This window comes from Haemophilus sp. HMSC71H05 (assembly GCF_001838635.1).
Classification (GTDB): Bacteria; Pseudomonadota; Gammaproteobacteria; order Enterobacterales; family Pasteurellaceae; genus Haemophilus_D; species Haemophilus_D parainfluenzae_R.
The window spans coordinates 95777-115513 of record NZ_KV838026.1 but is presented as its reverse complement, the minus strand read 5'-3'; the positions used below and the strand labels follow the sequence as shown (position 1 = coordinate 115513).

Below are 19737 nucleotides of genomic sequence, written 5' to 3'. Positions count from 1 at the left end.
CTATTGCGCGTATTTTTTTGCCATCTCGTTGAGTAATGCCTCATTTTCAAGCATCACGAGAGCAGAGCGTTTTACTTGATTCACAATCGCGCGTGGCGTAATCGTTGCGCCAGAAAATTGGTCGAATTTACCGCCATCTTTTTTGACCGCCCAATCTTTTAGGCTTTCAGGTACGATAACTTGGTTTGTAAAACTTAAAATCCAGTCAGAAATGCGAAGTTCGATTTTATCGCCTAATCCAGGGGTTTCATGATGTTCGATGACACGCACACCTAAAACTTCACCTTTTGGAGTGATACCTACTAATAAACGGATATTCCCTGAATAACCATCTGGTGCCGTTGTTTCATAAGCATAGGCAGTTGGTACATGATCTTTAATAGCAAAATAGAGTTTTTGAATGCCTTTGAGTTTATCTTGCTCAGGTGTTTCTACGCTTTCAAGCAAGTTATTATTAAAATAATCTTGAGGGATCACTTGGAGTAATAACGCTTTTTGTTGTTCAGCCATGGCTTCATCAATTTTATCTTTTGTCAGCATATAAATGCCTGCAGAAACAGCGGTACATACAAGCGCAATAAAACCTAATAACAAACCAAAACGGGAGGTGACTTTAAAAATACCCATTATTTACTCCCTTTTGCAAAGTGTCCCGCTACGCGAGGACGGGTGTAGTAGTCGATAAGTGGCACACAAATATTACTTAATAAAATCGCAAATGCCACGCCGTCAGGGTAGTTTCCAAAGTAACGAATGAGGTAAACCAATAATCCGACCAAGGAACCAAATACAAGCTTGCCGCGAGGTGTGATAGACGCTGTGACAGGGTCAGTCGCAATAAAGAACGCGCCAAACATCATCGCGCCGCTAAAGAGTTGGCTAATCATACTTAAATGATGATGGCCTGACATCGCAGTGATTGTTGCTAAGGTCACAAAGGTCACGAGCATTGAAACGGGAATTTGCCAGTGAATTTTTTTCTTTAAGATTAATATAATTCCACCAAGCATGAATGCCAGATTAACTTGCCACCAACCTTCAGCAAAGTCAGTCCCGTTTTGTAATAAAATCGGTAATTTTACAAAATCATGAAATACGCTTTCATCGCCTTGATGGAGCTTATAAAAGATCTTCGCACTGTCTAATGGTGTCGCTTGTGTAATGCCATCAATGGAATGGACAAGTTGACTTAAGCTAAAACCGTCAGTGGTTAAGCCAGTGAAAACTAAAGAAATGGAGTCTGCAAATGTTGGAGGTTCATTCAATAATGAAATAGGCGGCATCCAACTTGTCATTTGTAGTGGGAAAGAAATTAATAGCACCACATAACCCACCATAGCTGGATTAAATGGGTTTTGCCCCAAACCACCATAAACATGTTTACCTAGAATAACAGCGGAAAGCGTACCAATTAAAATCACCCAATAAGGCGCATAAGGTGGAATCGCCATCGCTAAAATTAAGGCAGTAAGCACCACACTAAAATCTGAAATATAGACTAGGTTTGGCTTATTGCGTAATTTGGTCACAATAAACTCAAGCAATAATGCGAAAGAAATAGCCAAAGCAGATTGCACCAAAACACCCATTCCAAAATAATAAATCTGTGTGAGCAGGGCAGGCAGCATGGCTGCTATCACCCACAACATAATGCGGGCGGTTAATTTGCCTGAATGGGTATGAGGCGAACTCACCATTTTCTTAAACATAATCTTTTCCTGCGTTATTCTGTTTCTTTGGCTGCTTCAGCGGCGGCTTTTTTTGCTTTAGCTTTTGCTATAGCTGCTGCGATAGCAGCTTTTTTCGGATCAAGTGCGGTTGAATTTTCATCTGTTTTTTCGACCGCACTTTCAGTTGCATTTGTTGCAACTGTTTCACCTTGAGAGGCAGCTTTCTTCGCTTTAGCTCTTGCAATGGCTGCAGCTACAGCAGATTTTTTCGGATCAAGTGCGGTTGAGTTTTCATCCGTTTTTTCGCCCGTGCTTTCAGTTACATTTGTCGTAACCGTTTCACCTTGAGCGGCGGCTTTCTTCGCTTTCGCTCTTGCTAGAGCTGCAGCAACAGCTGCTTTCTTCGCATCTTTTTCATCAGTTTGTGACGATGTTGCATCCGACGCAGTGCTTGTATCTGCTTGTGCTTGTTGTCTAGCAAGACGGCGGGCTTTACGTTGCTCCATGAGTTCATGGTTATCCGGTAAGATTTCCCCTTTCTCAGATACGATAGTTTTCGTTTCTTTATTTGCTGCTGAACCCGCTTGTTTTGCTTTCAAGCGTTCTAACGCTGCTTTAACTGGGTCTTCACCTTTTTGTTTTGCAAGTTCTTCTCGACGAGCTTCTGCCGCACGTTGTGAACGCGCTTTACGTTCTTGCTCTTCACGTTCCATTCGAGCTTGTTTTGCTTCAAAACGGATTTTAGCCTCTTCGGCTTTTTTCGCTTTTTCTTTAATTTCCCAAATTTTGGCTTTTTCTTGTCGGAAATATTGAATAAGCGGAATATGGCTTGGGCAAACATAAGCACACACGCCACATTCAATACAATCTTTTAAGCAATATTCTTCTGATTTTTGGTGATCCTCACTGCGAGCATACCAATAAAGTTGCTGTGGCATTAAATTGACAGGGCAAGCATCAGAACAAGCAGAACAGCGGATACAAGATTGTTCCGGTTCAGGTTCAGGTTCACCATATTCAAAATGATCGGGTGCTAATAAACAGTTAATCAATTTTGTGACGGGTGCGTTGAGATCAGAAAGTTGTAATCCCATCATTGGTCCGCCTGCAAAAACAGGGAAACGTTCGTCATATTGGTAGCCAACTTGCGCTAATAAGTGGTCAACTGGTGTACCTAAGCGAACCCAGTAGTTGCCTTTCTCTGAAATTTTATCACCCGTAAGCGTAACGACACGCTCAATTAAAGGCTCATCATTAATGACTGCTCTTTTCACCGCAAAAGCCGTGCCGACATTATGCATTAATACGCCAATATCGTAAGAACGCCCGCCACTTGGCACTTCCATGCCGGTAAGCAAATAAATCAGTTGTTTGGCTGCACCAGATGGATATTTAGTCGGAATAACGCGCAATTCAATGTCATTTGCACCATGCAGCGATTGTTGAATAGCTTGAATCGCTTCAGGTTTATTGTCTTCAACCGCAATCACCACTTTTTCAGGCCGTAAGATATAACGTAAGATGCGAATCCCTTCGATCATTTCATCCGTGTAATCACGCATTAAGCGGTCATCACAGGTAATATAAGGTTCGCATTCTGCGCCGTTAATAATTAAGAGTTTAACCTTCTTTTCAGCCGATTGGATTTTCGCTGCAGTTGGGAATACCGCACCACCTAAGCCTGCAACCCCTGCTTGATAAATACGATCAATGAGTTGTTCGACAGGTTGTGTAAAAAATTCTTCAAGTGGAAATTGCTCACGCCATTTATCCAAGCCATCCGCTTGAATATGAATCATGTCCTCGGTTAAACCAGAAGGATGGGGTGCAACATGTTTTCCGATAAATTTTACGGTACCAGAAGTTGGCGCGTGAACAGGCAGGGTTCTTAAGCCATCACCTTGTGTTAAAGGTTGGCCTTTAAGCACATAATCGCCTTCTTTAACTAATACATTTCCCGCTGTGCCGGCATGTTGTTTAATCGGCACGTAAAAATTATGAGCAAGTTCTGATTGCTGAATAGGGGATTGGTTTGATTGAGATTTCATTTCAGGAGGATGAATACCACCTTTAAAATCCCAAATTTTGCCGGATTTAAATCTTGTTAATACATCAGCCATATTATTCCGACTCCCCAACCACTAATTTTTTCTCGATTTCTGTGGTGTTTACAACCGGAATGACTAATTTAGGATCAAATTTCCAGTTCCAATTATCAATATCTTTTTTCACTTTAATCATGGAAATACAATCTGTCGGACAAGGTGCCACGCAAAGTTCACAGCCAGTACAGAGATCAGGAATAATAGTATGCATAGCTTTATTTGTACCAATAATGGCATCAACAGGGCAGGCTTGAATGCATTTGGTACAGCCAATACACATATTTTCATCAATAAAGGCAACCATTTCTTCTGGTTCAGCGACATCATCCATTGCAGGCACATCAACGCCCATGATTTCGGCAATTTTTACGACTGTTGGACGACCACCTGGCACGCATTTTGTGATAACGTCACCATTAGCAATTGCTTCAGCATAAGGCTTACAGCCAGGATAGCCGCATTGCCCACATTGGCTTTGCGGTAAGATGGCATCAATTTTTTCGACGATAGGATCAGCTTCAACTTTTAATTTAATCGAAGCAAAGCCTAAAATCGCGCCAAAAATTAAAGCGAGAACGGTTACTGAAATTAAGATAAACATTATTTTTTAGTGTTATTCCAAAATAATCCGAGAAAAATCACTGTCACAGTAATAAACATTAGGAGATAAATCATTTTACTAATCCGGCGAAGCCCATAAAGGCGAGAGACATCAAACCGGCCGTAATTAATGCGATAGACGAGCCACGAAACGTAATAGGGACATCTGCAGCAACAAGGCGTTCACGCAACGCGGCAAATAAAACTAAAACCAGCGCAAAACCTAAAGAGGCGCCAAAACCATAAATGACGGATTCGGTTAAATTGTGTGCCAAATTGACGTTTAATAATGCCACTCCGAGTACGGCACAGTTTGTGGTAATCAGTGGTAAGAAAATCCCTAATAAGCGATAAAGTGATGGACTCGTTTTATTGATTACCATTTCGGTAAATTGAACCACGACGGCAATCACTAAAATGAACACTAATGTGCGCAAGAAGGTGGCATTTAGTGGCATTAAAATATAATTATCGACTAAATAAGAACACAATGAAGCTACGGTTAATACGAACGTCGTAGCAAGCCCCATACCAATTGCTGTTTCAATTTTTTTGGACACACCCATAAATGGACAAAGTCCTAAGAATTTGACCAAAACGAAGTTATTGATTAATGCAGTGCTGATAATAAGTAGAATGTAATGTGTCATTGCGTCTAAATTTATTTTATATAAGTGGCGTATTATCCCTGTTTATCGCCTTGAGAACAATAAAAAATTCGGGGTAGTGCGGTCAGTTTTTCCTTTGTTTTTTTATTTTGCAATCAGTTCTTTCTGACTATGTTGGAAATAGCGATATAACTGAGGTAGCAATTGAGAAATCAAGTTAAGTTGCTGGTATGGCAACGCAAAGACCGCATTGTTTTTGGTTTGCGTTTCATCCCATTGAATTTTTTTTAGGCTTTGTTCAATACTATTTTGGAGCTTTTCAAAGATTTCTGGACGAAGCTTTTCAATATTTTCCAGTGCATATAAAACCTTTTTCGCTACAGGATAAAAGTCTGACAAAAACTCGGTAGTTTGTTGTAATTGCGCCATTTTATTGCGATATGCCCCTAAAGCAGAAATATAGCTCAATAGGGAATAATTCATTTTTAATAAATCAAAACCTTCTTGCAAATAAGCCTGATATTTCTTCGGTTCATTGTTCATATTGGAAAGCGTTGTGCTTAATGCTGCCGCATATTGATGGGCATTACGGCGTGCAATACGGTATTTTAAATTATCGCTTTTACCAAATTGCAGTTGGCTAATAATGTGTAAGAAATATTGTGCATCACTTTGAATCGCTTGACGGCTCACTTTATCGAGCTGTAAATATTTCCAATCCGGCCATAAATAAGAAACGGCAAACCATGCAATAGCTGAACCTAATACGGTATCAATGAGACGAGGGAAGAGCGCTGATTGTGTGTCAAATCCCATTACATCGAAACTGATCAATACTTGCAAGGTAATAAAGAACGTGGAGAAACTGTAATTATTACTACGGAAAAAGAAAAAGAGCGTACTGGTCACCACCATTAAACCAAGCTTCATCTCTAATGTTGGGTTGAGATATGGCAATAAGGAGCCAATAATTACCCCTAAAATCGTGCCAATAATACGCTGGCGTAACCGTACTTTGGTTGCAGAATAGTTCGGCTGACACACAAAGACCGCAGTAAGCAAAATCCAGTAACCCAAATTAAATTGGAAAAATTCAACAATTGCGCAACACAAAAACACCACGATAGACAAACGTACAGCATGGCGGAAAAGTGGTGACTCAAAAGTGAAATTACTTCCAATAACTGAAAGAATATTTTTTAAGCCCGTAATTTGTTCAGTATGGATCTGTGCAGTTTGCTCATTTTCAGTAGTTTCTTGCTCAAGCTGACGTAACTGCCAGTTAATGCTTTGCAGGTTATCAATAAGTGTTTGAAGGGCAAGCAACACATTGTTTTGATTGGTATGTTCTTTACTATAAAGCTCAAGGGATTGAATTGTCCCCATTAATGCTTTTTCTACGCGAATATTATAGTGATAAGGCGTATTTTGACGCAGGCAAGCCGTAATATCGTGACAGGCTTGCGCTTGTAATTCGAGCAAGCGCTGAATACGGAAAATTAAATCGGTATTTTTGAGTTGTTCCGCAATTTGTCGATAATCAAAATGTGTTGAATTTGCACGCTCATGAATGTCTTGCGCAGCAAAATAATAGCGGATCATGCGTTGTGTGCGAGCATGGCGATGTTGCCCACGAATACGATAGAAAAGTGCTGTTCTCGCTTGATTGAAGGCATCCACCACATTGGTGTTTTTCATCGCAAAATTAAGGTGTTTTTTCTCGATTTCATCAATCTCATCAGGATCAAAAAATTCTGATTTTGCATCTAGATAATTGCCTAAGGCACAAAACGCTTTTGCCACACTTTCTTGTACAGGACGATTTGGGAAAAAGAGATAAACAATGATAGTCACAATACTGTAGAGCAAGGTGCCTAATAAAATCATTACAGGATTGATAAACCAACTCGCAGAATTATCTGGTGTATAAGTGAGAGTGGTATAAATGGCTACCACCAGCGTACCAAACGCAATGGTGCGATAACGTTCACCTACGGCGCCAACCATCGTAAATAAAAAGGTGATGATGGTCATCAGCAATACGTATTGAATGGGTTTACCAATATTGAGTTGAACGATGAAGGTTGAAATAGAAAAGGCAATTAATGTGTAAAAAATATTTTTTAATCGTCCGGTAAGACGATTATCTAAATCCACTAAACCGCCTGCAATAATCCCTAAAATCAAGGGCATAGATTGCGTAGAAATATCAAAAAACCAGACGCCGAACGCTGCGATATTCACTGCAATAAAAATAGGTATTGAAGCGATTACTTTTGCATTAAGCCATTGATTCATGTTGATATCCTTGCTTATTATTTTATGACTAAAAAATGGATGATAAAAAAGTGAGCGGGAAGGCTCACTTCTTTATCAAAGTGCGGTTAAAAAAACGATTATTTTTGTTTTTTTGCCCAGTTTAAGAAACGAGTTTGAGTTTCTTTATCGGCTTGTTGGAACCAGTATTGTAATTGTTGTTCAGCAACGTTTTCACCTTGCACTACGACTTTGCCTTTCGCTGCTTTTCCTGATGCTGCAGGCATCATACCTACTGCCGGTGCCGCTAAAGCTGAAACTGCTGCTGGTGCATTAGATGCATTATACTCAGCAAGGTCGTTAACAATATTCGCTGATGGGAATAAACCTTCTTGTTTTAAGGTATCCACTTTAGCATCAATCACATTACCTGATTTAGTTTTAACGGTAATTTGTGGTTGTGCATTAAATTTTTCGCCATCTTCTTGAGAACGAATTTTTTCTGCAGATACGACAACATCATCAGCCGTACCTTTAAAAGTCACAATAACAGGGTTAGACTCAAAAAGTCCTTGGCTAGAACCTGTACCGACGATCTCACCTAAACGTACCACAACCTGTTGTGTTTGGTCAGCTTCAGCATTGAATGATTTTTTTTCTTTTAGAAGGGATTTGCTGGCTTTTTGGCCGTTGATAGCAAGAAACTCAAGGTTTGATGAGGTGGTGACCATGCCGGCTAAGCTGCTCGCACTGACTGCAAGGGCAACAACACCTAAAGCAAACTTACATAATTTCATAATTACTCCTTTTATTTTTTGAATGAAATTAGATGGTTGTAATGCTATGCTAATTTTTAAAAAATGGGAATAGGAAAGTGCGGTTAATTTTTAAAAAGTTTTTGTAACAAAGGAGCAAATCATGGCAAAACGATTTGTCGTATATGGTCGAGTTCAAGGTGTCGGGTTTCGCTATTTTACGTGGAAAGAAGCAGAGAAAATTGGTATTAAAGGCACGGTAAGAAATTGTACAGACGGAAGTGTCGAAATCATTGCGGAAGGCAACAATGACCAACTACAACACTTTTATGATTGGTTAAAAGTCGGGCCAAGAACCGCAACTGTTGAACGGGTCTTAGTCTATAATGTTGAAGATAAACGGTATTCTGACTTTTCGATTATTCACCGCTAAAATTGACCGCACTTTACAGTGTGAATTGATGCTCGTAGAATACGCCGCTTGTTTATAAATAGGAAAAATCATGCGTAATCAAACAAAACTTCATCTTCAACAATTACAACTTGCTATGCAAAAACTTGATTTATGGCAAGCCGTTCCTCCTTCACAAGACGCCTTTTTAAGTGAAGAGCCTTTTGCTATTGATACCATGTCACCAGAAGAATGGTTGCAATGGATTTTTATTCCAAGAATGTTTGCCTTACTTGAAAGTGGCGCTGAGTTACCCTCAAAAATTGCGGTGTCACCTTATTTAGAGGAAGCATTTAAAGAAGCGGAAGAAGATTTCTTAGTTGAATTATTAACGCCGTTACGTGAATTAGAAGCCTTATTACAAAATCAATAAATGTTAGAGATCTTATATCAAGACGAATATCTTGTCGCCGTTAATAAGCCTGCAGGCATGTTGGTACATCGTAGCTGGCTTGATACTCATGAAACGCAATTTGTGATGCAAACCTTGCGCGATCAAATCGGGCAGCATGTTTTTCCTATTCATCGATTAGATCGCCCCACATCAGGTGTTTTGCTGTTTGCTTTAAATAGTGAAATAGCGAATTTAATGTGTCAGCAATTTGAAGAGAAAACGGTGCAAAAATCTTACTTAGCGATTGTGCGAGGGTATTTGCAAGGCGAAGGACAGATTGATTATCCTCTTAAAATCCAATTAGATAAGATTGCAGATAAGTTTGCCCAGGAAGATAAAGCCCCTCAAGAGGCTGTGACGGATTATGAGGGCTTAAACATTGTGGAAATGCCTTATGCAGTAGGACGTTATCAAACAACAAGATACTCTTTAGTGAAGTTAATTCCCAAAACAGGTAGAAAACATCAGTTACGACGTCACATGAAACATATCTTTCATCCTATTTTAGGGGATACGCAATATGGGGATTTGCATCAAAATCGTGTATTGACGGAACATTCAGGCTGTCAGCGTTTATTTTTACATGCAGATACACTTATTTTTGTGCATCCTGTTGATTCAAAAAAAATAGAAATTAAAGCTAATTTAGATGAACAATGGATGAAAGTGATGGAATTATTTAATTGGTCTATTTAACGAGAAGAAATCATGTTAGATATTAATTTAACCCATGAACAACAACAAAAAGCAGTAGAACAAATTCAGGAATTAATGGCACAAGGAATTAGCAGTGGTGAAGCGATTCAAATTGTGGCAAAAGCATTGCGTGAAATTCATCAAAAAGGTGAGAAAGAAGCTCCTGACAGTAAATAAATAAAAATTTTTGTGATCAATGTATCATTTTTAAAGTTTCCTTGTTGCATAAAAAAATAAAATGTTTGAATATATTTCCAATTGAGGTGATAAGGCATGAGTCTTATTGTTTTTAAGTATTAAGGGCGAAGCCTATAGAGGTCTACTATGGAAATTGGTGTAGTAAAATGGTTTAATAACGCAAAAGGATTTGGATTTATTTCTGCAGAAGGCGTGGATACAGACATCTTTGCACATTATTCAGCAATTGAAATGGATGGTTACCGTTCATTGAAAGCGGGACAACGCGTGCAATTTGAAGTGATTCACGGCGACAAAGGATCTCACGCCACAAAAATAATTCCGATTGCGGAATAAGTGAAACGCTAAAACGTTTCAAAATCTTCTCTATTTAGCATAATCAAAGGCCAAGGTTTCTACCTTGGCTTTTTTTCATCTTATTTATTGAGCAAATTTTTCAAACCGGCTTTCATCGCTGTCATTTGGCTTTCATATAATGCTTTGCTTTCACGTTCATCAATCATATAAGTGATGGTTTCAGAAAGTGTCATTTTCATTTTTCTTGAATATTTAGACAAACGAAGCCAAACACCATATTCTAAATCAATAGATTTTTTCTTCGTTGATTGTTTTTCTGCATTAAAAAAGCGTTTACGTCTTGCACGAATCGCCTGATCAAGCTTAATAGGTAAATCAAGAGAAAGGTGATTTTTAATCCATTCCTCAATTTTTTCAGGATAATTCTGACATTCTATTAATTCTTGAACTTTGCTTTCTTCTAAGCTTTTTTCTTCGTAACGGGTAATTTTTTCCCCTTCGCGATGTTTGCGAATAAGATAAATCCATTTCCAGTTTGCTTCTTGGTTTTCTAATTTTTGGTATTTCATCGTTTTATTATGCTTTTTAGTGACGTGGTAACCTCATAAATATACGCGCTTTAAACAAAATTTTCCAGTAGATTTTTATAACGGATTTTCACTCAGTGTGAAGTGTGCGATAATACCGCTAATTTAATTAAAGCGAGATATGTCGTGACTTCAACATCTTCGGAACAAGCCTTAAATTGGCAAGCCTTACAACCAGAATTATCGATTACTGAACTTTCAGCTGAAAAGGCTGATTTTTGGTCATTACAAAAACATGCCACAAAAGCGATTTCGTTATTCTTAAAACAACCTCGTCGTTCTTTGTTAGTTTTAAAAGCCGATGATCAAGCAGAATATGCCGATTTATTAGCAGAACTTATTCGCCAAGAACAGCCAAAAGAGCGGTCAATTTTTGGGGTAAATTATGTGGTTGAGCAGGGAGATTCTTTTTCTTTCCCTCGTATTTATACAGAGCCTGCTCAATCACTTGCGGATAATTTTGCCGCACAAGGTGATGTGCTGAAGGCATTACATGCCGATCAATTTAGCCTTTTTGGTAGTGTGCGTGTTCATCCAAGTTCACAAGATATTTTGCTTACACCAGGTCTAGTCCATCAAGCCAATGGTGGTGTTTTGATTTTAAGTGCAGCAACGATGCTAAGCCAGTTTGATTTATGGCAACGCTTAAAACATATTTTACAAACACAAACTTTTGATTGGTATTCAGCCCATCCATTTAAAACCTTGCCTTGTGATATTCCAAGTTATCCACTTAATTTAAAAGTAGTGATTTTAGGCAACCGCACTGAAATTGCGACCTTAGGTGAGTTAGAAGAAGATCTTTACAGCTTGGCTGATTACGCAGAAATTGAAAGCTATTATTCTGTTGCACAACCGAAAGCACAAGAAAATTGGGCCAATTATGTGTTGGCATTAGCCTCAAAATATGAGCTTGATTTAGATTTAACCGCATTAAATAAACTCTATCAGTTACTGGTGCGTGAGAGTGAAGATCGCTTTTTAATTAACATTTCCCCGTTAAAAACAACAGAAATGCTACTCAATGCTGCGACGTTGTCACAAAAGCAAACCTTAAGTGCGGTTGATTTTGAGCAAGCGTTTAAACAAAAGAACGAACAGCACGGTTTTTTACGTGAACGTACTTATGCGGATATTCTTAACGAGCAAATTTATGTGGAAACCAATGGTGAAATTGTCGGGCAAATTAATGGCTTGTCTGTGATTGAATATCCAGGCACCCCGGTTTGTTTCGGTGAACCTTCTCGTATTAGTTGCTTAGTGCAATTTGGTGATGGTGAAGTTGTGGATGTGGAGCGTAAAAACGAATTAGCGGGCAACCTTCACGGAAAAGGTATGATGATTTCTGAAGCGTGCTTGGCTAGTATCTTAGAGTTGCCATCACAGTTACCATTTTCTGCGTCTTTAGTGTTTGAGCAATCTTATGGTGAAATTGATGGTGACAGTGCATCTCTAGCTATTTTCTCCGTATTAGTCAGCGCGTTATCTGATTTGCCGTTGCCACAAAATATTGCGATTACTGGTACCATCGACCAATTTGGTTTGGTGCATGCAGTAGGTGGAGTGAATGACAAAATTGAAGGCTTTTTCACCATTTGCCAACGTCGTGGTTTAACGGGTAAACAAGGTGTGATTATTCCCGCGACGACAATTCAACAACTAAGCTTATCTGATGAAGTGGTTGAAGCCGTGAAAAATGAGCAGTTCTTTATCTATCAAGTCGAGGATATTTATCAAACAGCCAAGATTCTATTTGACCGCGATTTATTAGAAGAGAAAGAAGAATATGCCAAAGGCAAAGAACCTATTGCACGTTTAATTCAAAATCGAATTGCTTTCCGTTCGGAAACGCCGAAAAAAAACTGGTTAGATTTCTTTAAATCTTAATTTCTTTAAAGCGAACCTTGGGTTCGCTTTTCTTTTATGTGAATTTTACTGACTGATCCGACAAGTTGAGCTAACAAGTGTTCGCTGTTTACATTTCTTATAAATCCCCATAGAATCTGCACTTATTGTTTGTAACCAAGCAAAACTATATATACAAGGAAATAAAAAATGGAAAACACCTGTACACCCAACATCAAAAGCAGCTACACTTATGAAGATTTATTAGCTTCTGGTCGTGGTGAATTATTTGGTAAAGAAGGCCCGCAACTTCCAGCACCAACCATGTTGATGATGGATCGCATTGTAAAAATGACCGAAGACGGCGGTGCGTTTGGTAAAGGGTATATTGAAGCGGAATTAGATATTCATCCGGATTTACCGTTTTTTGGTTGTCACTTTATTGGTGACCCAGTCATGCCAGGCTGCTTAGGTTTAGATGCGATGTGGCAATTAGTGGGTTTCTTCCTTGGCTGGGTAGGCGGTAAAGGTAAAGGTCGTGCATTAGGCGTAGGTGAAGTGAAATTTACTGGACAAATCTTACCAACCGCGAAAAAAGTGGTTTATCGCATCAATATGAAACGCGTAATTAATCGCAAATTAGTAATGGGAATGGCTGACGGTGAAGTGGAAGTAGATGGTCGCGTTATCTACACCGCAACTGATTTAAAAGTTGGTTTATTCCAAGATACATCAAGCTTCTAATTCAAATAAACACAACATCATATAAAAATAGCCCGAGTTAATCGGGCTTTTCTTTTTCTATTCTTCGTCAATAATATCGACAAATTCAGCATTCAGTAATTTGGCTAAATCCTGTGGGGATAATTCAACGCTTAATCCACGTTTCCCGCCTGAAACAAAAATCGTATCAAACTCAAGTGCGGTCGAGTTTATCACTGTTTTTACCCGTTTTTTTTGACCTAATGGGCTAATGCCACCGACTAAATATCCCGTACTTTTTTGTGCGGCATCTTTATCGGCCATTTCAACTTTTTTCACACCAATTGATTTTGCGGCTTTCTTTAAACTCAACATATTTGCCGTGGAAAGCACAAAACACGCCAATTTTTTCTGATCACCATTTTCGGCGACTAAAAGTGTTTTAAAGGATTGGTGCGGATCAAGTCCAAGTTTTTCAGCAGCTTCATCGCCAAAATGCGTATTGTTAGGGTCATGATCGTAAGTATGGAGAGTAAAAGGAATTTTATTTTTCTTTAGTAAATCAATTGCTGGTGTCATCTGATTTCCTTATGTATTTATGCGTCTTTTTTCTGTAGAATGAATCGGTTCAGAACATTTTACAGCGGAGAGAAAAATGGACGCAAGCCTAAATATTGCTATTGCAGCAGAATTTGATCTATGTGAAAAAATTGCCGAAGCACTTGAACAAAGTGAGCTAGATGTAGGCAAAATTTCTATCGTAGAAATTTATCCTTTTGAAGAAGAGCAAGCGGTGCGTTTTCGCAATAAAGCCGTTGCTCAATTAGCCACTGATGAGATTGAGTGGGACAGCGTTAATTATCTTTTCTTCGCAGGCCAAATTGACCAAGCGCCTCTATTAGCTCAAGCTGCAGAAAGTGGCTGTTTGGTGATTGATTTAAAAGGGATTTGCTCTGCATTGTCTGATGTACCCGTCGTAGTTCCTACAATCAATGAAGAAAATCTGACTGAATTAAGACAACGTAACATTGTGAGTCTGCCCGATCCGCAAGTGAGTCAATTAGCCTTATCTCTATTACCAATTATTCAACAAACAAATTTAACTCAAGTCTTTGCAACGTCACTTTTACCGGCTTCTTATACAGATGGTGAGACCGTGAATAAACTTGTTGGACAAACCGCTCGTTTACTGAATGGTATGCCATTAGAAGAAGGTGAACCCCGTTTTGCCTTTGATGTGTTTCCACAACAAGCGGCTAATTTAAATCTGCAATTACAAAAAATCTTCCCGCAGTTAGACAATGTGATTTTCCATCAAATTCAAGTGCCTGTCTTCTACGGCATGGCACAAAAAGTGACCGCACTTTCAGATTATGAATTTGATTTCCAACCACAACAAAGCGAATTGATTGAATTACATGATAGCCTTATTACACCCGTGATTAACGGTGAAAATGAAAATGGTGAAGACAGCGTAAAATTGCATATCAGCCAACAAAGTGCGGTTGAAAATGGCATTGAATTTTGGACGGTTGCTGATGAGCAACGTTTCAATATTGCCTTGTTAGGTGTGAAATTACTTGAGTCGATTTATCAGCAAGGTTATTAATTTAAGTTAAGGGGAAGACAATGCAACAATCTTTACTTGAACGCCTTTTTTCGATTAAAGAAAAGGGCAGTACCACTAAAACCGAAATTATTGCCGGTATCACCACTTTCTTTACCATGGTGTATATCGTGTTTGTAAACCCATCCGTATTAGGTGATGCGGGAATGGATAAACAAGTTGTTTTCGTGACCACTTGTTTAATTGCTGCACTGGGTACCATTGCGATGGGATTATTCAGTAATTTACCTATCGCCCTTGCACCTGCTATGGGGTTAAATGCATTTTTCGCCTACGTGGTAGTCGGCAAGCTCGGTTATTCTTGGGAAGTGGGCATGGGCACCATTTTCTGGGGCTCGATTGGTTTATTTGTTCTCACCCTATTCCAAATCCGTTATTGGTTAATGGCGTCTATTCCGCTTTCACTTCGCGTGGGAATCGGTGCAGGTATCGGCTTTTTTATTGCCTTAATTGGCTTTAAAAATATGGGATTGGTTGTAGCGAATCCCGCGACTTTAGTAGCATTAGGCAATTTGCATGATCCGAAAATTCTTCTTGGCGTATTGGGCTTTTTCATTATTGTGGTGCTAGCGGCACGTAATATTTTCTCTGGTGTTTTGATTTCTATCGCGGTAGTGACTGGTTTAGCGCTTTTAATTGATGACCAAGTTACCTTCCACGGCATTGTTTCTATGCCACCAAGCTTAGGTGCGGTTATTGGGAAAGTAGATATTGCGGGTGCTTTAGACACGGCTTTGCTCGGCATCATTTTCTCATTCTTATTAGTAAACCTATTCGACTCATCAGGCACCTTGTTAGGCGTGACCGATAAAGCAGGTTTCAGCGATGAAAAAGGTCGTTTCCCGAAAATGAAACAAGCCCTTTATGTAGATAGCGTGAGTGCGGTAGTCGGTTCTTATATCGGAACATCCGCTATCAGTACTTATATTGAAAGTGGTGCAGGGGTTTCTGTTGGCGGGAGAACAGGTTTAACAGCAGTAACAGTCGGTGTTTTATTCTTACTTACCATTTTCTTTTCGCCACTGGCTAGTGTCGTACCAGCTTATGCAACCGCAGGGGCATTAGTCTATGTAGGGATTTTAATGGCATCCAGTCTTATTCGTGTACACTGGGATGATTTAACTGAAGCAACGCCTGCTTTTATCACTGCAGCGATGATGCCATTTACTTATTCAATTACTGAAGGTATCGCATTTGGTTTTATTAGCTATTGCGTCATGAAGGCTTGTACAGGTAGAATACTCGAGGTCAATGCCCCAGTGTGGGTGGTGTCTTTATTATTTGTGGCCAAGTTCGTTTGGGTTGGCTGATTTCATAAAGGCGTAATTTATTACGCCTTCATTTTTATAGCATTGCAACAAGGAGTGCGTCATGCAAAATATTCTTTTTATCGTCAATGATTCCACATATAGTGGAGAAAAAACGTTCAACGCTGTTCGTTTCGCCATCAATATGAAGGAAGAGCATAGCAAGGATGTGAATATTAAATTATTCTGCTTTTCTGATGCGATTTTATGCGGTATTGCTGGGCAAAACCCAAATGAAGGTTTCAATATCCAACAACTTATCGATATTTTAGCGGCACAAGGTGCTGAAATTAAATTATGTACCAGCTGCGTAAAAGCACGTGGTTTATTAGATGCTAAATTAATTGACGGTGTGACCCTTGGTACTTTAGATGATGTTTCTGAATGGACATTATGGGCGGATAAAGTTTTAACGTTCTAATTTCTGATAAAACTGACAAAATAAAAAGGTGTAATCAATAGATTGCACCTTTTTAATTCTATATAGTCGGTTTAAGTTTTTAAACCTCGCCACCAATCCCAACAAATTTCTCAACAAAGGCAACAATCTTTTGGAAAATACTTTGTTTTTTCGTGAGATATTGCGGATTAAGCGGACTCATTTTCGGTAGGGCATCATTTAAATCCGTACCTTGTTCACTAGCATATCCGCGTTTTAAGGATACGTTAATATAACGCTTCGCGGCATCAATATTCAGCCCTTCACTGCTAATTAATTCGTCAGCTTCTTTCTGTTGCTCTTTTTGGGCAAATTGGAAGAAAGATTCAATAATACCGGCTTTATCGACAATGCTATCTAAGTCAGTTTGATTGATAAAATCTACGATCAAACTTTCTTTGGCTCGATTACCTAGGCTCGCTCGGATAGTGGTTCGAATTTCATCAATCAGCTCAGCTTTATTTTTCATTTTTTTGTTGTGTTCAAAAATCAATTCCAAGATGTAATCCAGATTGATTTCTTGGGATTTTAATAAATCCACTTCAAACACCACATCGTCCCAATCAATGGTCGATTTTGCTTTTTCCTCGCCATCTTTATGACGACGGAGCCAATCCCGAATATCGTTGTAAGTCGAACGGTAATTCTGAATGCTACGTTCGCTTGGCATATCAATAGGTTGCATTTCAGCAAAAGCCTCATCCGTTAAATAATATTTTTCTTTAAAGGCTTCAACGGCTTTTGCATCGCTGGTATCGAGCGATTGAAATGCTTGTAAAGCAGCGAACTCATCGTAGTTTTGCAGAATATTTTCAACTCGCAAATATTCACCAAATAATTTTACAAAGTCTTTCTTGTCTTTTTCAGTTTGTATTTCATCTGGATCAGGGAAGCGTTCTTGCAATTCAGCAATAACCTCTAAATACCCTCGGCGGGCGACACCTGCATCGGTAAAGCCTTCCATATATTCTTGGTAACTTTTTTCTAATACGATATTGCGCGTATTAGATTTACCGAAAAGGGTAATCGCATCAATGGTATCTTGTTCCAAATCGCGGAAAGTGACGATATTGCCAAAACTTTTTGTGCTGTTGTAAATGCGGTTTGTACGAGAATAAGCTTGAATCAAACCATGGTAACGTAAGTTTTTATCTACAAATAATGTGTTTAAGGTTGGTGCATCAAAACCGGTTAAAAACATCCCAACGACAATCAGTAAATCCACTTCTTTGTTTTTGACGCGTTTGGCGAGATCACGATAGTAGTTTTGGAACGATTTCGCATCCACATCATAATTGGTGGCAAAATAGCCGTTGTAATCATCAATGGCAGATTTTAAAAATTCCTTAGCCGAGGAGGTCATCGCCTCCACTTCAAAACTTTCATCAACAATATCGCCAATCGCATCTTGCTCTTCATTCGCGGCAAACGAAAAGATTGTTGCAATTTTAAGTGGATTTTTGACCGCACTTTGTAACTGTTTAAAAGTTTGATAATAAGCTTTGGCCGCATCCACGCCACTTACTGCAAACATGGCATTAAAGCCATTATTACCGGCATTAAAGCGATGGGTCTTTTGTTTGAAATTATCTAAAATATATTGGGCAATTTGCTCAATACGTTTAGGTTGTAAAAAGGCTTGTTTTTTCTCGAGTTTTGTTAGCTCTTCAAGATTCTTTTCAGTTTCAATGTTTTTAAATTGTGGCCGTACATCATTGTAATCCACTTTAAATTTCAGTACTTTTTCGTCACGAATCGCATCGGTAATAATGTAAGAGTGGAGTTCAACGCCAAAAACACTCGCTGTAGTTTCAGCACCTAATGCATTAGTTGGAAAAATAGGCGTGCCAGTAAAACCAAATTGATAGTATTTTTTAAATTTTCTCGTTAGATTTTTTTGCGCTTCACCAAATTGAGAACGATGGCATTCATCAAAGATAAACACGACCTGTTTATCGTAAATCGGTAATTTATCTTCCGATTTCATCAGGTTGTTGAGTTTTTGAATGGTGGTAACAATGATCTTATTGTCGTCTTTGTCGATATTGCGTTTTAATCCTGCCGTACTTTCCGAACCATTCACGCTATCCGGTGAAAAGCGTTGGTATTCTTTCATGGTTTGATAGTCCAAATCCTTTCTATCTACTACGAAGAATACTTTTTCAATAAAGTCTAATTCCGTTGCAAGGCGTGCGGCTTTAAAGCTGGTGAGCGTTTTGCCTGAGCCTGTAGTGTGCCAAATGTAGCCGCCACTGTCTTTATTGCTCCAATTTTTCGCCTGATATGAACTTTTAATTTTCCATAAAATACGCTCAGTGGCAGCAATTTGATACGGGCGCATAATCAATAGGGTATCGGAAACATCAAACACGCAGTAATTTACCAACACATTGAGCAGGGTATGTTTTTGCAAGAAGGTCGCTGTAAAATCTTTTAAATCTTTAATTAAGGTATTTTTTGCCGTTGCCCAATTCATTGTGAAGTCATAGCTGTTTTTATCGCGTTTGGTGGTGTTGGCAAAATAGCGAGTATCTGTACCATTAGAAATGACAAAAATTTGAATATATTTAAAGAGCGAATTTTCTTTATTGAAACTTTCTTTGCTGTAGCGATGAATTTGATTAAAGGCTTCACGAATGGCCACGCCGCGTTTTTTCAGTTCGATATGCACAAGCGGTAAACCATTGACCAAAATCGTCACATCATAACGATTGTCATAGCTGCCGGTTTGTTCAAATTGATTGATAACTTGTACGGCATTATTGGCAAGATTTTTCTTATCTAGCAGATAAATATTCTGAATTCGCCCATTATCAAACACAAAATCATAAATATAGTCATCATGAATTTTACGGGTTTTCTCAATCAGACTATCGCTCGGTTTATCCAAATATTCCTCTAAAAAACGTCGCCATTCCGCATTAGAGAAAACCACATTGTTCAAGCGCTGTAATTGCGCCCGTAAGTTTTTAACCAACGCATCATGACCATTGAGTCCTTGCAAATACTCATAACCTTGCGCCTGTAAATCACGAATAAATTCACGCTCAAGGCTCCCTTCCGTTTGATAACCGGCATTGGGTTCTTCCACAAATTTATTATATTGATCTAAAACGATAAAATTATTGGATTCAGCGATAGTTTTGTATTTGGTCATGAGTGGTTCCTTAATTCTTTTACTTTTTTAGTTTTTGTAGGGT

20 protein-coding genes are annotated in these 19737 nt (G+C 38.9%); 10 read left to right on the top strand and 10 right to left on the bottom strand.

Annotation, left to right across the window (positions count from 1 at the left end; genetic code table 11):
- The 7 genes from rsxG to HMPREF3279_RS01875 all read right to left on the bottom strand — a co-directional run bounded on the left by rsxG (position 1) and on the right by HMPREF3279_RS01875 (position 8036).
- Positions 1-627, bottom strand: coding sequence for an electron transport complex subunit RsxG (gene rsxG / locus HMPREF3279_RS01905; protein ID WP_049384776.1), 627 nt, complete (start codon positions 625-627; stop codon positions 1-3).
- Positions 627-1709, bottom strand: coding sequence for an electron transport complex subunit RsxD (gene rsxD, locus HMPREF3279_RS01900; protein WP_070867891.1), 1083 nt, complete (start codon positions 1707-1709; stop codon positions 627-629). The genes rsxG and rsxD overlap by 1 nt, the downstream gene beginning before the upstream one ends.
- Positions 1710-1723: 14 nt before the next feature.
- Positions 1724-3790 carry an electron transport complex subunit RsxC gene (gene rsxC, locus HMPREF3279_RS01895; RefSeq protein WP_070867890.1) on the bottom strand — a complete coding sequence of 689 codons (2067 nt, stop codon included), beginning with the start codon at positions 3788-3790 and terminating at the stop codon, positions 1724-1726.
- A 1-nt stretch (position 3791) separates the two neighbouring features.
- Positions 3792-4376, bottom strand: coding sequence for an electron transport complex subunit RsxB (rsxB, locus tag HMPREF3279_RS01890; protein WP_049365523.1), 585 nt, complete (start codon positions 4374-4376; stop codon positions 3792-3794).
- A gap of 70 nt (positions 4377-4446) precedes the next feature.
- A complete protein-coding gene (gene rsxA / locus HMPREF3279_RS01885) occupies positions 4447-5025 on the bottom strand; it encodes an electron transport complex subunit RsxA (RefSeq protein WP_032804147.1) in 579 nt (192 codons plus the stop codon).
- Positions 5026-5127: 102 nt separating this feature from the next.
- Complete coding sequence (gene yccS / locus HMPREF3279_RS01880; RefSeq protein WP_070867889.1) at positions 5128-7281, bottom strand: YccS family putative transporter; 2154 nt, start codon at positions 7279-7281, stop codon at positions 5128-5130.
- 98 nt (positions 7282-7379) lie between these two features.
- On the bottom strand, positions 7380-8036 hold the full coding sequence (locus tag HMPREF3279_RS01875) for a curli polymerization inhibitor CsgI-related protein (protein ID WP_049373465.1): 657 nt from the start codon (positions 8034-8036) through the stop codon (positions 7380-7382).
- A 121-nt stretch (positions 8037-8157) separates the two neighbouring features.
- Here HMPREF3279_RS01875 and HMPREF3279_RS01870 point away from each other — a divergent pair, with 121 nt between their 5' ends.
- The 5 genes from HMPREF3279_RS01870 to cspD all read left to right on the top strand — a co-directional run bounded on the left by HMPREF3279_RS01870 (position 8158) and on the right by cspD (position 10069).
- A complete protein-coding gene (locus HMPREF3279_RS01870; RefSeq protein ID WP_083327146.1) occupies positions 8158-8427 on the top strand; it encodes an acylphosphatase in 270 nt (89 codons plus the stop codon).
- A 70-nt stretch (positions 8428-8497) separates the two neighbouring features.
- Complete coding sequence (locus HMPREF3279_RS10210) at positions 8498-8818, top strand: YqcC family protein (RefSeq protein ID WP_005696046.1); 321 nt, start codon at positions 8498-8500, stop codon at positions 8816-8818.
- Positions 8819-9535, top strand: a complete 717-nt coding sequence (gene truC, locus HMPREF3279_RS10140; protein WP_070867887.1) for a tRNA pseudouridine(65) synthase TruC — start codon at positions 8819-8821, stop codon at positions 9533-9535.
- Between the two features lie 12 nt (positions 9536-9547).
- Positions 9548-9712 (top strand): YoaH family protein, encoded by a 165-nt coding sequence (locus HMPREF3279_RS10135; protein WP_070867886.1) that lies wholly within the window; start codon positions 9548-9550, stop codon positions 9710-9712.
- Positions 9713-9859: 147 nt separating this feature from the next.
- A complete protein-coding gene (cspD, locus tag HMPREF3279_RS01850) occupies positions 9860-10069 on the top strand; it encodes a cold shock domain-containing protein CspD (protein ID WP_005696050.1) in 210 nt (69 codons plus the stop codon).
- An 80-nt stretch (positions 10070-10149) separates the two neighbouring features.
- On the opposite strand, the gene matP is transcribed toward cspD, so the two are convergent.
- Positions 10150-10599 (bottom strand): macrodomain Ter protein MatP, encoded by a 450-nt coding sequence (matP, locus tag HMPREF3279_RS01845; RefSeq protein ID WP_005696051.1) that lies wholly within the window; start codon positions 10597-10599, stop codon positions 10150-10152.
- A gap of 102 nt (positions 10600-10701) precedes the next feature.
- On the opposite strand from matP, the gene HMPREF3279_RS01840 reads away from it, so the two are divergent.
- Together HMPREF3279_RS01840 and fabA are read left to right on the top strand one after the other, a co-directional pair.
- The gene (locus tag HMPREF3279_RS01840) at positions 10702-12504 is read left to right on the top strand and encodes an AAA family ATPase (protein ID WP_070867885.1); all 1803 of its coding nucleotides are present in this window, start codon (positions 10702-10704) and stop codon (positions 12502-12504) included.
- Between the two features lie 168 nt (positions 12505-12672).
- Positions 12673-13206, top strand: coding sequence for a bifunctional 3-hydroxydecanoyl-ACP dehydratase/trans-2-decenoyl-ACP isomerase (gene fabA, locus HMPREF3279_RS01835; protein WP_005698958.1), 534 nt, complete (start codon positions 12673-12675; stop codon positions 13204-13206).
- Positions 13207-13263: 57 nt separating this feature from the next.
- Here fabA and ybaK read toward each other — a convergent pair whose 3' ends face one another.
- Positions 13264-13743: a Cys-tRNA(Pro) deacylase gene (gene ybaK, locus HMPREF3279_RS01830; protein ID WP_070775366.1), complete on the bottom strand. Its 480-nt coding sequence runs from the start codon at positions 13741-13743 to the stop codon at positions 13264-13266.
- A gap of 76 nt (positions 13744-13819) precedes the next feature.
- On the opposite strand from ybaK, the gene HMPREF3279_RS01825 reads away from it, so the two are divergent.
- From HMPREF3279_RS01825 to HMPREF3279_RS01815, 3 genes are all read left to right on the top strand, one after another.
- Positions 13820-14773 carry an oxidoreductase gene (locus HMPREF3279_RS01825; RefSeq protein WP_070867884.1) on the top strand — a complete coding sequence of 318 codons (954 nt, stop codon included), beginning with the start codon at positions 13820-13822 and terminating at the stop codon, positions 14771-14773.
- Between the two features lie 20 nt (positions 14774-14793).
- The gene (locus HMPREF3279_RS01820; RefSeq protein WP_070867883.1) at positions 14794-16101 is read left to right on the top strand and encodes an NCS2 family permease; all 1308 of its coding nucleotides are present in this window, start codon (positions 14794-14796) and stop codon (positions 16099-16101) included.
- A gap of 61 nt (positions 16102-16162) precedes the next feature.
- Complete coding sequence (locus HMPREF3279_RS01815) at positions 16163-16519, top strand: DsrE/DsrF/TusD sulfur relay family protein (protein WP_005696059.1); 357 nt, start codon at positions 16163-16165, stop codon at positions 16517-16519.
- A 79-nt stretch (positions 16520-16598) separates the two neighbouring features.
- Here the strand turns inward: HMPREF3279_RS01815 and HMPREF3279_RS01810 are convergent, their stop codons facing one another.
- Complete coding sequence (locus HMPREF3279_RS01810; protein WP_070867882.1) at positions 16599-19694, bottom strand: type I restriction endonuclease subunit R; 3096 nt, start codon at positions 19692-19694, stop codon at positions 16599-16601.
- Positions 19695-19737 lie beyond the last annotated feature (43 nt).